Here is a 13,201-nt window from a genome sequence, read left to right as displayed (position 1 = left end):
CGCGTGGTCGCCCCGGCCGGCGGCGCACTAGGCTGGCATCGTCCCACCTCCATCGCCGGGACCTCTGCCCGGTCGCCGCCGGGCGGTCCGGCGCCCTCCAGAAGGAACAGATCGCCATGCGCGTCCACCTCGCCACCGACCACGCCGGCATGGAGCTCAGTGCCCACCTCCTCTCCCACCTCGTCCGGGCCGGGCACGAGGTCATCGACCACGGCCCGACGGCGTACGACCCGGAGGACGACTACCCCTCCTTCTGCATCGACGCGGCAGAGGCCGTCGTCGCCGACCAGGCGGCGGGCGTCGAAGCGCTCGGCATCGTCCTCGGGGGTTCGGGCAACGGCGAGCAGATCGCTGCCAACAAGGTGCGTGGGATCCGGGCGGCACTGGCGTGGAGCCTCGACACCGCCCGCCTCGCGCGGCAGCACAACGACGCCAACGTGGTGGCCGTCGGCGGGCGGCAGCACTCGGTGGACGAGGCGACCGCCATCATCGAGGCCTTCCTGGCCGAACCCTTCAGCGGGGCGGAGCGGCACAGCCGCAGGATCGCCCAGGTCACCCGCTTCGAGGAAACGGGCAGCGTTGCCTGAGGGCCACTCGGTCCACCGTCTGGCGAAGCAGTTCACCTCCGTCTTCACCGGTGCGCGGCTCGCCGTCTCCAGTCCGCAGGGTCGGTTCGCTGCCGGGGCGGAGCAGCTCGACGGCGCAACCCTCGTCAGCGCGCTCGCGCATGGCAAGCAGATGTTCCTGCGGTTCGACAACGACCGCGTCCTCCGGATCCACCTCGGTCTGTACGGCGCGTGGAGCTTCGGCGGGGACGCCACGTTCCGCGGAGCCTCGAGCATCGGCGCACCCCGCCGTGTGGGGGAGTCGGAGCAGCCGTCCGACGGCGGCCCGGCGGCCTATGCGGGACCACCGGACCCGGTGGGTGCGGTGCGCGTCCGTCTCGTGTCCGATCACGGCTGGGCCGATCTCCGTGGGCCGACGGCCTGCGAGGTGATCACCGCCGCGGAGGAGAAGGTGGCCCGGGCGAAGCTCGGCCCGGATCCGCTCCGACCCCGGCCGGACGGATCGGCCTTCGTCACGAAGGTCATGTCGAGCATCACGCCCGTCGGGATCCAGCTCATGAACCAGGCGGTCATCGCCGGGATCGGCAACATCTACCGCGCAGAGGTGCTGTTCCTGCAGGGCATCAACCCCTGGCGCCCGGGAAAGCAGCTGAGGGAGGACGAGGCCCTGGGGATCTGGGCCGATACCGTCCGGCTCATGAGGGACGGCGTCCGCGAAGGGCGCATCATCACGACGACGGTCGAGGCGCGGAACGGACGGCCGAAGCGATCCGCGCCCACCTACGTCTACAAGCGGACGGGCGAGCCCTGCCGTCGCTGCGGCACCGCGATCCTCAGCGCGGAGATGGCGGCCCGCACGGTCTACTGGTGCCCGTCCTGTCAGGCCGACTGACGCCGCGGGGATGCGGCTGAAGCGTCACGCGCAGCTTAAAGAGGAACACCCGGACCAGCGGGTCCGGGTGTCTGCCGTGTCGGGCTATGAGGGGATGACGGGAATCGAACCCGCGTAATCAGTTTGGAAGACTGAGGCTTTACCATTAAGCTACATCCCCGCAGCGGGCCCCTGGCGGAGCCCCGTGGAACGCCTACAACTACACCACAGCGGCCGCGCGATCACCAAATGTGCGAGCCGGCCGCAAAGATGCGTAGACTGACACTCGCACTTACGGGGTGTAGCTCAGCTTGGTAGAGCGCCTGCTTTGGGAGCAGGAAGTCGCAGGTTCAACTCCTGTCACCCCGACTCTGTCATGTGATGAGGAAAGTGCCTCCGCTGCAGAACCGAATCCAATCATCTCAGGAGTCCTACGCTGTGAAGAGCGCTGTTGAAACCCTTTCCCCCACCCGGGTGAAGCTGAACGTCGAGGTCCCCTTCGAGGAACTGAAGCCCAGCATCGACGAGGCCTACAAGACCATCGCCACCCAGGTCCAGGTTCCCGGGTTCCGCAAGGGCAAGGTTCCGCAGCAGCTCATCGACCAGCGCGTCGGCCGCGGCTACGTCATCGAGACCGCCGTCAACGACGGCCTGAACGGCTTCTACCAGAGCGCTGTGCAGGAGACGGGCATCCGTCCGCTCAGCCGGCCCGAGGTCGAGATCACCGAGGTGCCCGACCCGTCGAAGAAGGACGGCCAGCTGACCTTCACGGTCGAGCTGGACATCCGCCCCGAGATCGAGCTCCCCGACTACAAGGGACTCGAAGTCACGGTCGAGCCCGTCGAGGCGTCGGACGAGGACATCCAGAAGGCCATGGACGAGCTGCGCGGCCGCTTCGGCACGCTCACCGCCGTCGACCGCCCCGCGAAGGACGGCGACTTCCTCACCATCGACCTCACCGCATCGGTGGACGGTGACGAGGTCGACGCCGCCCAGGACCTCTCCTACCAGATCGGTTCCGGCACCATGCTCGAAGGCATGGACGAGGCGGTCACCGGCCTGTCCACCGACGAGGACGCCACATTCGAGACGACCCTGGCCGGTGGCGAGCACGCGGGTGCCGCGGCGCAGGTCAAGGTCGTCGTCAAAGCCGTCAAGGAGCGCGAGCTCCCCGAGGTCGATGACGAGTTCGCCCAGCTGGCATCGGAGTTCGACACGGCCGATGAACTGCGCGCCGACCTCGCCAAGCAGGCCTCCGAGTCGAAGCTCATGGACCAGGGCGTCGAGGCCCGCGACAAGGTGCTGGACCTGCTGGTCGAGCTCGTCGCCGTGCCCGTGCCCGAGAGCGTCATCGACGAGCAGCTCGAGCAGCACTTCAACGGTGAGAACGCCCACAGTGCCGGCGAGGACCACGACACGGAGGAGCACCGCGCGGAGGTGCGCAGCAACACCGAGCGCGCCTTCCAGAACGAGGTCATCCTCGATGCGGTCGCCGAGAAGGAAGAGGTCGGCGTCAGCCAGAGCGAGCTGATCGACTACATCGTCTCCACGGCCGGGCAGTACGGCATGGAGCCCAACCAGTTCGCCCAGATGCTGGACCAGAGCGGCCAGGTGCCGATGATCGTCGGCGAGGTGCGTCGTCGCAAGGCACTGGCCAAGGTCCTCGAGTACGCGACGGTCACGGACACCGACGGTGCGGCGATCGACCTGACCGAATTCGTCCGCCCGGCCGGCGACGAGCCCGAGACCATCGAGGTCGACGACGTCGACACCGAGCAGGGTGCGGTCGAGGACATCCAGGCCGACGAGACCGCGGACGCCGTCGAGGCCCCCGTCGAGGACGCCGCGCCCGCCGAGTCTGCCGAGGTCGTCGAGAAGCCCGCCAAGAAGGCACCGGCCAAGAAGGCTGCGCCCAAGAAGCCCGCCGCGAAGAAGCCGGCCGCCGAGTAGTAGCCACGCACCACCGTCAGCGGTGTCGCAGCCCCCGGGCAGCGGCACCGCTGCCGTGCTTAAGCCCTCGGCGAGCGGACGGAAGCCCTGGGCTAACGCGTTCCGGGGTTCGGCCGGGCGACCGTGCGCCGTCAGCGAACAGTTCACGGAGCGGGAGCAATTCGTCGCCGCAGCGGGTTAGTGTCCAAGGAGAGACAAACGGACGGGTCGGCCGACGAGGCAGCGGCCCGCCAGAGTGAGAGGTCAACCACATGGCAACCGAACCAAGTATCCCGAGCATGGCTGGTCCCGAGATGGGCGGTCGTGACGAGTACATCTACACGCGGCTCCTCAAGGAGCGCATCATCTGGCTCGGTTCCGAGGTCCGCGACGACAACGCGAACGCCATCTGCTCGCAGCTGCTCCTGCTGTCGGCGGAGGACCCCGAGCGCGACATCTTCCTCTACATCAACTCACCGGGCGGATCCGTGACCGCGGGCATGGCGATCTACGACACCATGCAGTTCATCCCGAACGACGTCGTCACCGTCGCTACGGGTCTGGCGGCCTCCATGGGACAGTTCCTCCTGTCCTCGGGCACCAAGGGCAAGCGCTATGCGACCCCCCACGCCCGGATCCTGATGCACCAGCCCTCCGGCGGCATCGGCGGAACCGCGACGGACATCCGCATCCAGGCCGAGCTGATCCTGCACATGAAGCGCGTCATGGCGGAGCTGACGGCCGAGCAGACGGGCCAGACCGTCGAGACGATCCTCAAGGACAACGACCGCGACAAGTGGTTCACGGCCAAGGAAGCCCTCGAGTACGGCTTCTTCGACCACATCTCCGCGCACTCGGGCTCCGTCGCCGGCGGCGGCGGCACCGAGCAGACCGCGTAGTCCGCTCCCAGCCCTCCACCAGTCGTCCTACAGGAGACACCATGAACCACGAATTCCAGGCAGCAGCGGGATCCACGGCGCAGAACCTGCCGACCAGCCGCTACATCCTCCCCCAGTTCGAAGAGCGCACACCCTACGGCTTCAAGCGCCAGGACCCGTACACCAAGCTCTTCGAGGACCGCATCATCTTCCTCGGGACGCAGGTCGACGACGCGTCGGCCGACGACGTCATGGCGCAGCTGCTCGTCCTCGAGTCCACGGACCCGGAGCGCGACATCACGCTGTACATCAACTCGCCCGGTGGGTCCTTCACCGCGATGACGGCGATCTACGACACGATGCAGTTCATCCGCCCCGAGGTGCAGACGGTCTGCCTCGGCCAGGCAGCCAGCGCCGCGGCGGTCCTGCTGGCCGCGGGCGCGCCCGGCAAACGCCTCGCCCTGCCCAACGCCCGCGTGCTGATCCACCAGCCGGCCCTGTCCGGTGGCCAGGGTGGGCAAGCCTCCGACCTCGAGATCCAGGCCAACGAGGTCATGCGCATGCGGACATGGCTCGAGGACACGCTGGCCCTGCACTCGGGCCGTACGCCCGAGCAGGTGAACCTCGACATCGAGCGCGACAAGATCCTCACCGCCGCCGATGCCGTCGCATACGGCCTGGTGGACGAGGTCCTCAACTCGCGGAAGATCACGCCGCCGAAGATCAACACCCCGTGATCCGGGCCTCCGTCCGGCTGTCCTGAGGGCAGCCGGTCGGAGCGCTCGAGGTCCGGGTCAGGACGGTCGAATGCCCGTGGCGCCGAACGGCACCACGGGCATTTTGATACCGGCTACCACAGGCATGTGGCCTAGAGTGGTGGTAGCAATCGCGTAATACCTAAGGGGATTGAACCATGGCTCGCATTGGTGAGAGCACCGATCTGCTCAAGTGCTCCTTCTGCGGGAAGAGCCAGAAGCAGGTACGCAAGCTCATCGCCGGCCCCGGCGTGTACATCTGCGACGAGTGCATCGACCTCTGCAACGAGATCATCGAGGAGGAGCTGTCCGAGGTGGCCGACCTCGGGACCTTCGAGCTCCCCAAGCCGCGGGAGATCTTCGACTTCCTGCAGGAGTACGTGGTGGGGCAGGAGCCGGCGAAGCGCTCCCTCGCTGTCGCCGTGTACAACCACTACAAGCGCATCCAGTCGGGCAGCGGCCCGCGTGCAGCGGGCACCCTGGCCGATGCGGCCGAGGCCGAGGACGTCGAGATCGCGAAGTCCAACATCCTCCTGATCGGTCCCACGGGCTGCGGCAAGACCTATCTCGCCCAGACCCTCGCCCGCCGCCTGAACGTCCCCTTCGCGGTCGCCGACGCGACGGCGCTGACCGAGGCGGGCTACGTCGGTGAGGACGTCGAGAACATCCTCCTCAAGCTCATCCAGGCGGCCGACTACGACGTCAAGAAGGCCGAGCAGGGCATCATCTACATCGACGAGATCGACAAGATCTCCCGGAAGAGCGAGAACCCCTCGATCACCCGGGACGTCTCGGGCGAGGGCGTCCAGCAGGCACTCCTGAAGATCCTCGAGGGGACGGTGGCGTCGGTGCCCCCGCAGGGTGGCCGGAAGCATCCCCACCAGGAGTTCATCCAGATCGACACGACGAACGTCCTGTTCATCGTCGCCGGCGCCTTCGCCGGACTCGAGGAGATCATCGGTTCGCGTGCCGGGCGGAAGGGCATCGGCTTCGGTGCTCCGCTGAGCTCCCTCAAGAACGAGGAGGCGAGTTACGGGGACGTGATGCCCGAGGACCTGCTGAAGTTCGGGCTGATCCCCGAGTTCATCGGTCGCCTGCCGGTCATCACCACGGTGACGCACCTCGATCGCCCGGCCCTCATGCAGATCCTCACCGAGCCGAAGAACGCGCTCATGAAGCAGTACCAGAAGATGTTCCTGCTCGACGGCGTCGAACTGGCCTTCGAGCCCAAGGCGCTCGAGGCCATCGCGGATCTGGCGCTCGACCGCGGGACCGGCGCGCGCGGCCTGCGCGCCATCATGGAGGAGGTCCTCCTGCCCGTGATGTTCGATCTCCCGAGCCGCGAGGACATCGCGACCGTGGTGATCACCGACGACGTCGTCGCCAAGCGCGCCGAACCGACACTCATCTCCCACGAGGTCGTGGCCAAGCGGCGGAACAAGTCCGCCTGACCCCTCTACGTGCGACGAAGGGCCCGACCTGATGGTCGGGCCCTTCGTGCGTCCCCTGCGCGGTACTCAGGCGTCGGCGGTCACCGCAGCCGCACCGGGGAGGTCCGAAGCGTCGTCGCCCGTGTCCGCACCCGGCACCATGTCTGCCGCGGGGTAGGACGGCGGGTGGACCGCGGCCATCTCCTCCATGACCCTGACCACCTGGCAGCTGTAGCCGAACTCGTTGTCGTACCAGACGTAGAGGACCAGGTAGGTGCCGTCGGCGATCGTGGCGAGACCGTCGACGATGCCCGCGCGCCGCGAGCCGACGAAGTCGGTGGACACGACCTCCGGACTGTCGATGTAGTCGACCTGCTTGCGCATGTCCGAGTGCAGGGACATCTCGCGCAGATAGGTGTTCACCTCCTCCTTGGTGGTCGCGTGCTCCAGCGTCAGGTTGAGGATGGCGATCGAGACGTCCGGAGTGGGTACGCGGATGGAGCTCCCGGTGAGTTTCCCGGCCAGTTCCGGCAGGGCCTTCGCCACAGCCGTCGCCGCACCGGTCTCGGTCAGCACCATGTTCAGCGCGGCCGAGCGCCCGCGGCGGTCACCACGGTGGAAGTTGTCGATGAGGTTCTGGTCGTTGGTGAAGGAATGGACGGTCTCGACATGTCCGTGGACCACCCCGAAGCGGTCGTTGATGGCCTTCAGCACCGGCGTGATGGCGTTGGTGGTGCAGGAGGCCGCGGTGATGATGCGGTCCTCCTTCCCGATGGCCGCGTGGTTGATGCCGTGCACGATGTTCTTCAGGTCCCCCTTGCCGGGCGCGGTCAGGAGGACCTTCGCGACCCCGGTGCTGCGCAGGTGCTGGGAGAGGCCGTCGACGTCACGCCACCGGCCGGTGTTGTCGACCACGAGTGCGTCGGAGATCCCGTACGCGGTGTAGTCGATCGAGGCGGGATCGTCGGAGTAGATGACCTGGATCCTGATGCCGTTGGCCGTGATGGTGTTCGCGGTCTCGTCCACCTGGATGGTGCCCTCGAAGGAGCCGTGCACCGAGTCGCGGCGCAGGAGGCTCGCCCGCTTGGCGAGGTCGTTGTCCGACCCGCGGCGCACGACGACGGCGCGCAGCCGCAGTCCGTGGCCGCCGCCGGCTTTCTCGATGAGCAGGCGCGCCACGAGGCGCCCGATGCGTCCGAACCCGTAGAGCACGACGTCGGTGCTGGTGCGCTCGTCGCGGCCGCCCTGTCCGACGATGCCCGCGAGCTCGGTGCGGACGAACTGCTCCAGTGATCGGCTGTCACCACCGGCGGCGGACCGGTCGTAGGCGAGCCTCAGCCGACCCAGATCGATCGCGGCAGCGCCGAGGTCCAGGTCCGCGAGCAGGCGCAGCAGCGGGGCCGTGTCCTCGAGCCGGAGTTCCTCCGTGGTGATCCGCCGGGCGAACCGGTGGGCCTTGAGGATGTTCATGGTCGATTTGTTGATGAGGCTGCGCCCGTGGATGCTCGTCACCACGTTGTTCCTGCGGTAGAGCTGCCCGATCAGCGGGATCATCGCCTCTGCCAGCGCCTCGCGTTCGAGCCAGGTGTCGTGATTCTCGGTCCCGTCGTGCTGCACAGCCGTATCCTCTTCTGCACCGGACGCACCGGCGCGGAGTCATCCAGCCCGATGGCGACGCAGGGATAGCGCCAGGCACCGTCGACTGGTCGTGTCCCTTCATTGAACCGCCTTCGGCGGCGGTGCACCAATCCGCGCGGAATATGGAGCGGAGGAGGCGGGTTGCACGAGAAAAGGCAACGGCCTTGATCCCGACCGAAGGAGAAGCGCATGAGCGAGTCAGCAACCGTGGAGAAGGCAGATTTCTGGTTCGACCCCCTGTGCCCGTTCGCATGGATCACCTCCCGGTGGATCGGCGAGGTGGAGCAGGTCCGGAACATCACGGTCGACTGGCACGTGATGAGCCTGTCCGTGCTCAACGAGGGTCGTGACCTCCCCGAGGAGTACCAGGCCATGATGCAGAAGGCGTGGGGGCCGGTGCGCGTCATCATCGCGGCCCGGGAACTCCACGGCGACGAGTACATCAAGAAGCTGTACGACGCGATGGGCACACGCATCCACATCGGCCAGGTCAAGGACTTCGACGTCGTGATCCGGGAATCGCTGGACGAGGTCGGTCTGCCCGCGGAGCTCGCGGCGTACGCCCACACCGACGAGTACGACACCCAGCTGCGCGCCTCGCACCAGGACGGCATCGACCGCGTGGGCGACGAGGTGGGCACGCCGGTGGTCGCCTTCAACGGGACCGCCTTCTTCGGGCCCGTCCTCACGAAGATCCCCCGGGGCGAGGCCGCCGGCCGGATCTTCGACGGCGCGCTGCTGATGGCCGAGTTCCCGGAGTTCTACGAGCTCAAGCGCTCACGCACGTCCAGCCCCTCGTTCGACTGATCCGTCCCGCCCGAGAGAAGAGACCCGTTCGACAGCGGGTCTCTTCTCTCGTTCCGGGGCGGCTACTCGGCCGGCTGCGGCACCAGCTCGACGTCGGACACGGTCAGTGCCCCCTCGCCTTCGGCGAGCCGGAGGTCCTTCGCGTTGCCGGCGGCCAGCAGGTCGGCGAGCCCGGCGCGGACCTGCTCCACCTGGGCGGCGGAGGCAGTGACCACCGCGGTCTCCACCTCGGTCCGCTGCTTCACCTTCGCCTCGGACTTCGCCTTCCGGATACCTCCCAGGGCCAGGGCCACGGAGGTCAGGACGGCAGGGTCGGCCGACGCCGGGAGACCGTCGAGGGCGTCCGCGGACGGCCAGGCCGCGCGGTGCACCGAGCCCTGGCGCCACCAGCTCCAGACCTCCTCGGTCGCGAAGGGCAGGAACGGCGCGAAGAGCCGGAGGAGGGCGTCCAGGGTCGTCGCGAGGGTGGTCTGCACGGACAGTGTCCCGGAGTCGTCGGCGTCGCCGTAGGCGCGGTCCTTGACCAGTTCGACGTAGTCGTCGGTGAACGTCCAGAAGAACGACTCCGTGAGCTGCAGCGCGCGGGCGTAGTCGTACTTCCCGAAGGCGGCCGTGGCCTGTTCGGTGACCGTCCGCAGCTGTGCCAGCAGCGACTGGTCGAGTGCGGTGGTCACGCGGTCCAGGGACCCTGCGCCGATCGAGGCCTCCGTGACGCCGAGGTTCAGCACGAACTTCGAGGCGTTGAGGAGCTTGATCGCCAGCCGGCGGCCGATCTTCATCTGGTTGACCTCGTACGCGGTGTCGGCACCGAGCTTCGCGGACGCAGCCCAGTAACGGACGGCGTCCGCCCCGAACTGCTCGAGGACGTCGGTCGGTACCACCACGTTGCCCTTGGACTTGGACATCTTCTTGCGGTCCGGGTCGAGGATCCAGCCGGAGAGCGCAGCGTGCTTCCAGGGCACCGAATCCTGGAGGGCGTCCGCACGGACGGCGGTCGAGAACAGCCAGGTACGGATGATGTCGTGTCCCTGGGGGCGGAGGTCGAAGGGGAAGACCTTGGCGAACAGGTCCTCGTCGCGCGCCCATCCGCCGACGATCTGCGGAGTGAGCGACGAGGTGGCCCACGTGTCGAGCACGTCGAGGTCACCGATGAAGCCGTTCGGCTGGTTCCGCGCCGACTCCTCGAAGCCGGGCGCGGGCTCGGCCGCCGGGTCCACGGGCAGCATGTCCATGGCCGGCACGATCGGGGCGTCGTACTCGGGTTCACCGTCGGCATCCAGGCGGTACCAGACGGGTACGGGCACGCCGAAGAACCGCTGGCGGGAGACGAGCCAGTCGCCGTTCAGGCCCTCGATCCAGTTCTCGTAGCGCGAGCGCATGAACGAGGGATGGAACTCGATCTCCCGCCCGCGCTGGATGAGCGCCTCGCGCTTGCCGGCGTCGCGGCCGCCGTTGCGGATGTACCACTGGCGGCTCGTGACGACCTCGAGCGGTTTGTCGCCCTTCTCGTAGAAGTTCACGGGGTGGGTGATCTTCTTGGGTTCGCCGTCGAGGTCCCCGCTCTCGCGGAGTATGCCGACCACGGCTTCCTTGGCGCTGAAGATGGTCTTCCCGGCCACCTGCGCGTAGTTCTCGCGGGCACGCCCGGTGGCGATCCACTCCGGCGTCTCGGTCCGGATGCGGCCGTCACGGCCGACGACGGCGCGCGTGGGAAGTTGCAGCTCGCGCCACCAGGTGACATCGGTGAGGTCGCCGAACGTACAGATCATGGCGATGCCGCTGCCCTTGTCCGGCTTCGCGAGCGGGTGCGCCTTGATCTCCACCTCGACGTCGAACAGGGGTGAGGTCACCGTGGTGCCGAAGAGGGGCTTGTAGCGCTCGTCATCGGGATGCGCCACCAGGGCCACACAGGCCGGCAGGAGCTCGGGACGCGTGGTCTCGATGTGCACCTGCCTGCCGTCGGGCGCGTGGAACGCGATGCGGTGGTAGGCGCCGGGCTGCTCGCGGTCCTCCAGTTCGGCCTGCGCGACAGCGGTCCGGAAGGTCACGTCCCAGAGCGTCGGTGCCTCGGCGAGATAGGCGTCGCCGGCTGCAAGGTTGTCGAGGAAGGCCCGCTGGGACACGGACCGCGAGGTGTCGTCGATGGTCCGGTAGGTGAGGTCCCAGTCGACCGAGAGCCCGAGCGTGCTGAAGAGGTTCTCGAAGACCTTCTCGTCCTCGACCGCCAGTTCCTCGCACAGTTCGATGAAGTTCCGGCGGGAGACCGCGTCGAAGTCGCGCTGGTTCTTCGCGGGCTCCGCGGGTGGGCGGTAGCCGGCGTCGTAGGCGACCGACGGGTCGCAGCGTACGCCGTAGTAGTTCTGCACGCGGCGTTCCGTCGGCAGCCCGTTGTCGTCCCAGCCCATCGGGTAGAACACGTTGGCGCCGTTCATCCGCTTGAACCGCGCCATGACGTCGGTCTGCGTGTAGGAGAACATGTGGCCCACATGGAGCGAGCCCGAGGCGGTGGGCGGAGGGGTGTCGATCGAGTAGACGCCCTCGCGGGTCGTGTCGCGGTCGAAGGTGTAGGTGCCGTCCTCACGCCACTGGCGGGACAGCCTCTCCTCGAGGCCCTCCAGCGCGGGCTTGTCGGGAACGGAAACGGGCTGGGGAGAGGGCGTGTCTGTGCCCTGGGTGGTATCGGCCATCCCTCCATTGTTCCCTACCGGTCGCGGGTTAGGTGCCGGGCCGATCAGTGTCCGGCGCCGAGCTTCCCGCCGAGGCGTTCGCGCATCATGGCGGAGGCGTCGTTGAGTCCGACGATCTTCACCTCGGTGCCGTGGCTGCGGTATTTCTCCTGGATGGCGTCGAGGGCGGCGATGGTGGAGGCGTCCCACAGATGCGAGCCGTGCAGGTCGATGGTGACCTTGTGGGGATCGGTGGCGTACTCGAACTGGGTGTAGAGGTCGTTGGAGGACGCGAAGAACAGTTCGCCGTTCACGGTGTAGGTGGCGTGGCGCTGCCCGTTCCCGGTGTCTTCGGTGCGGTCGACGGTGACGAAGTGGGCGACCCTCCGGGCGAACGCCACCACCGCGACGAGGACGCCGACGCCGACACCGATGGCGAGGTTGTGCGTGGCGACGGTGACGACGACGGTGGCGAGCATGACGGTGGTCTCGCTCTTGGGCATGCGCTTGAGGGTGGTCGGCCGGATGCTGTGCCAGTCGAAGGTGGCGATGGACACGAAGATCATCACCGCGACGAGGGCGGCCATGGGGATGAGGGCGACGATGTCGCCGAGCGCGACGACGAGGATCAGCAGGAAGATGCCGGCGAGGAACGTGGAGATGCGGGTCCGGGCGCCAGAGGCTTTCACGTTGATCATGGTCTGGCCGATCATCGCGCAACCGCCCATGCCGCCGAAGAACCCGGTGATGATGTTCGCCGCGCCCTGCCCCCAGGATTCACGGGTCTTGTTCGACCGGGTGTCGGTGATGTCGTCGACGAGTTTCGCCGTCATCAGGGATTCGAGGAGTCCGACGGCGGCCAGCGCGAGGGCGAACGGGGCGATGATCTGCAGTGTCTCGAGGTTCAGCGGGACGTTCGGGAAGAACAGGGACGGAAGGCTCTCGGGGAGCTCGCCCTTGTCCCCGACGGTGGGGACCAGGGCATCGGCGAGGACCGCGAAGACGGTCAGGACGACGATCGCCACCAGCGGCGCCGGCACGACGGAGGTCAGTCGGGGAAGGCCGAAGACGATGAGCAGGCCGACCGCGACCATGGGGTAGACGAGGAAGGGGACACCCAGGAGCTCGGGCACCTGGGACATGAAGATCAGGATGGCCAGGGCGTTCACGAAGCCGACCATGACCGAGCGGGGGATGAAGCGCATGAGCTTCGCGACACCGGCGAGACCGAGGAGGACCTGGAAGGCGCCGCCGAGGATGACGGCGGCGATGAAGTAGTCCACGCCGTGGCTGGCGACCAGGGGGGCGATGACGAGGGCGACGGCGCCGGTTGCGGCCGAGATCATGGCCGGGCGGCCGCCGAGGAACGCGATCGACACCGCCATGGTGAAGGAGGCGAACAGGCCGAGGCGCGGGTCCACGCCCGCGATGATCGAGAACGCGATGGCTTCGGGGATCAGCGCGAGGGCGACGACGAGACCTGCGAGGACCTCGGTCTTCAGGAGGCGGGGCGTTCTCAGCGTGCGGAGGACGGATTGCCGTTCGGCGGGCGTGAGCGTGGGCGGCGCGGTGTGTGCAGCTGCTTGCATGGCAGGGGTTCCTTGGAGTGCCGGTGGCCGTCGCGGTGCGTCGCGGTGTCGCGGTTTCTCGGCGTACGAGGG

Annotated in this window: 10 protein-coding genes and 2 tRNA genes; 8 read left to right on the top strand and 4 right to left on the bottom strand. The window is 67.8% G+C overall.

What is annotated here, in order from left to right:
* Positions 1–116 precede the first annotated feature (116 nt).
* Together FNH21_RS00560 and FNH21_RS00555 are read left to right on the top strand one after the other, a co-directional pair.
* Positions 117–587: a ribose-5-phosphate isomerase gene (locus tag FNH21_RS00560; protein WP_152811554.1), complete on the top strand. Its 471-nt coding sequence runs from the start codon at positions 117–119 to the stop codon at positions 585–587.
* Entirely contained in the window at positions 580–1,458 is an 879-nt protein-coding gene (locus FNH21_RS00555) for an Fpg/Nei family DNA glycosylase (protein WP_055771531.1), read from the top strand. Before FNH21_RS00560 ends, FNH21_RS00555 begins: the two co-directional genes overlap by 8 nt.
* 89 nt (positions 1,459–1,547) lie before the next feature.
* Here the strand turns inward: FNH21_RS00555 and FNH21_RS00550 are convergent.
* Positions 1,548–1,618, bottom strand: a tRNA-Gly gene (locus FNH21_RS00550).
* A gap of 114 nt (positions 1,619–1,732) precedes the next feature.
* On the opposite strand from FNH21_RS00550, the gene FNH21_RS00545 reads away from it, so the two are divergent.
* The 5 genes from FNH21_RS00545 to clpX all read left to right on the top strand — a co-directional run bounded on the left by FNH21_RS00545 (position 1,733) and on the right by clpX (position 6,450).
* A tRNA-Pro gene (locus FNH21_RS00545) sits at positions 1,733–1,806 on the top strand.
* A 69-nt stretch (positions 1,807–1,875) separates the two neighbouring features.
* Positions 1,876–3,387, top strand: coding sequence for a trigger factor (gene tig / locus FNH21_RS00540; protein ID WP_191931464.1), 1,512 nt, complete (start codon positions 1,876–1,878; stop codon positions 3,385–3,387).
* A 251-nt stretch (positions 3,388–3,638) separates the two neighbouring features.
* Positions 3,639–4,265, top strand: coding sequence for an ATP-dependent Clp protease proteolytic subunit (locus FNH21_RS00535; protein ID WP_277819703.1), 627 nt, complete (start codon positions 3,639–3,641; stop codon positions 4,263–4,265).
* 41 nt (positions 4,266–4,306) lie between these two features.
* Positions 4,307–4,981: an ATP-dependent Clp protease proteolytic subunit gene (locus FNH21_RS00530; RefSeq protein ID WP_055771523.1), complete on the top strand. Its 675-nt coding sequence runs from the start codon at positions 4,307–4,309 to the stop codon at positions 4,979–4,981.
* 176 nt (positions 4,982–5,157) lie between these two features.
* Positions 5,158–6,450, top strand: a complete 1,293-nt coding sequence (gene clpX, locus FNH21_RS00525) for an ATP-dependent Clp protease ATP-binding subunit ClpX (RefSeq protein ID WP_055771521.1) — start codon at positions 5,158–5,160, stop codon at positions 6,448–6,450.
* A gap of 66 nt (positions 6,451–6,516) precedes the next feature.
* On the opposite strand, the gene FNH21_RS00520 is transcribed toward clpX, so the two are convergent.
* Complete coding sequence (locus FNH21_RS00520) at positions 6,517–8,046, bottom strand: glyceraldehyde-3-phosphate dehydrogenase (protein ID WP_191931463.1); 1,530 nt, start codon at positions 8,044–8,046, stop codon at positions 6,517–6,519.
* Positions 8,047–8,256: 210 nt separating this feature from the next.
* Between FNH21_RS00520 and FNH21_RS00515 the strand changes: the two genes are divergently transcribed.
* The gene (locus FNH21_RS00515) at positions 8,257–8,874 is read left to right on the top strand and encodes a mycothiol-dependent nitroreductase Rv2466c family protein (protein ID WP_152811550.1); all 618 of its coding nucleotides are present in this window, start codon (positions 8,257–8,259) and stop codon (positions 8,872–8,874) included.
* A gap of 62 nt (positions 8,875–8,936) precedes the next feature.
* Here the strand turns inward: FNH21_RS00515 and valS are convergent, their stop codons facing one another.
* Both valS and FNH21_RS00505 read right to left on the bottom strand, forming a co-directional pair.
* Entirely contained in the window at positions 8,937–11,561 is a 2,625-nt protein-coding gene (valS, locus tag FNH21_RS00510) for a valine--tRNA ligase (RefSeq protein ID WP_152811548.1), read from the bottom strand.
* Positions 11,562–11,605: 44 nt separating this feature from the next.
* Positions 11,606–13,129 carry a SulP family inorganic anion transporter gene (locus tag FNH21_RS00505; RefSeq protein WP_152811546.1) on the bottom strand — a complete coding sequence of 508 codons (1,524 nt, stop codon included), beginning with the start codon at positions 13,127–13,129 and terminating at the stop codon, positions 11,606–11,608.
* Positions 13,130–13,201: the final 72 nt, after the last annotated feature.

It is taken from the genome of Arthrobacter bussei (assembly GCF_009377195.2).
In the GTDB taxonomy this organism is placed as follows: Bacteria; Actinomycetota; Actinomycetes; order Actinomycetales; family Micrococcaceae; genus Arthrobacter_D; species Arthrobacter_D bussei.
Note: the sequence above shows the minus strand (reverse complement) of the source record. Positions and strands in the feature narration are given on the sequence as shown.

Bases quoted from the DNA above. Each gene is read 5' to 3' on its own strand.
- FNH21_RS00530 (WP_055771523.1), top strand. From the start codon at position 4,307: ATGAACCACGAATTCCAGGCAGCAGCGGGATCCACGGCGCAGAACCTG.
- FNH21_RS00560 (WP_152811554.1), top strand. From the start codon at position 117: ATGCGCGTCCACCTCGCCACCGACCACGCCGGCATGGAGCTCAGTGCC.
- valS (WP_152811548.1), bottom strand. From the start codon at position 11,561: ATGGCCGATACCACCCAGGGCACAGACACGCCCTCTCCCCAGCCCGTT.
- FNH21_RS00505 (WP_152811546.1), bottom strand. From the start codon at position 13,129: ATGCAAGCAGCTGCACACACCGCGCCGCCCACGCTCACGCCCGCCGAA.
- FNH21_RS00515 (WP_152811550.1), top strand. From the start codon at position 8,257: ATGAGCGAGTCAGCAACCGTGGAGAAGGCAGATTTCTGGTTCGACCCC.
- clpX (WP_055771521.1), top strand. From the start codon at position 5,158: ATGGCTCGCATTGGTGAGAGCACCGATCTGCTCAAGTGCTCCTTCTGC.
- FNH21_RS00535 (WP_277819703.1), top strand. From the start codon at position 3,639: ATGGCAACCGAACCAAGTATCCCGAGCATGGCTGGTCCCGAGATGGGC.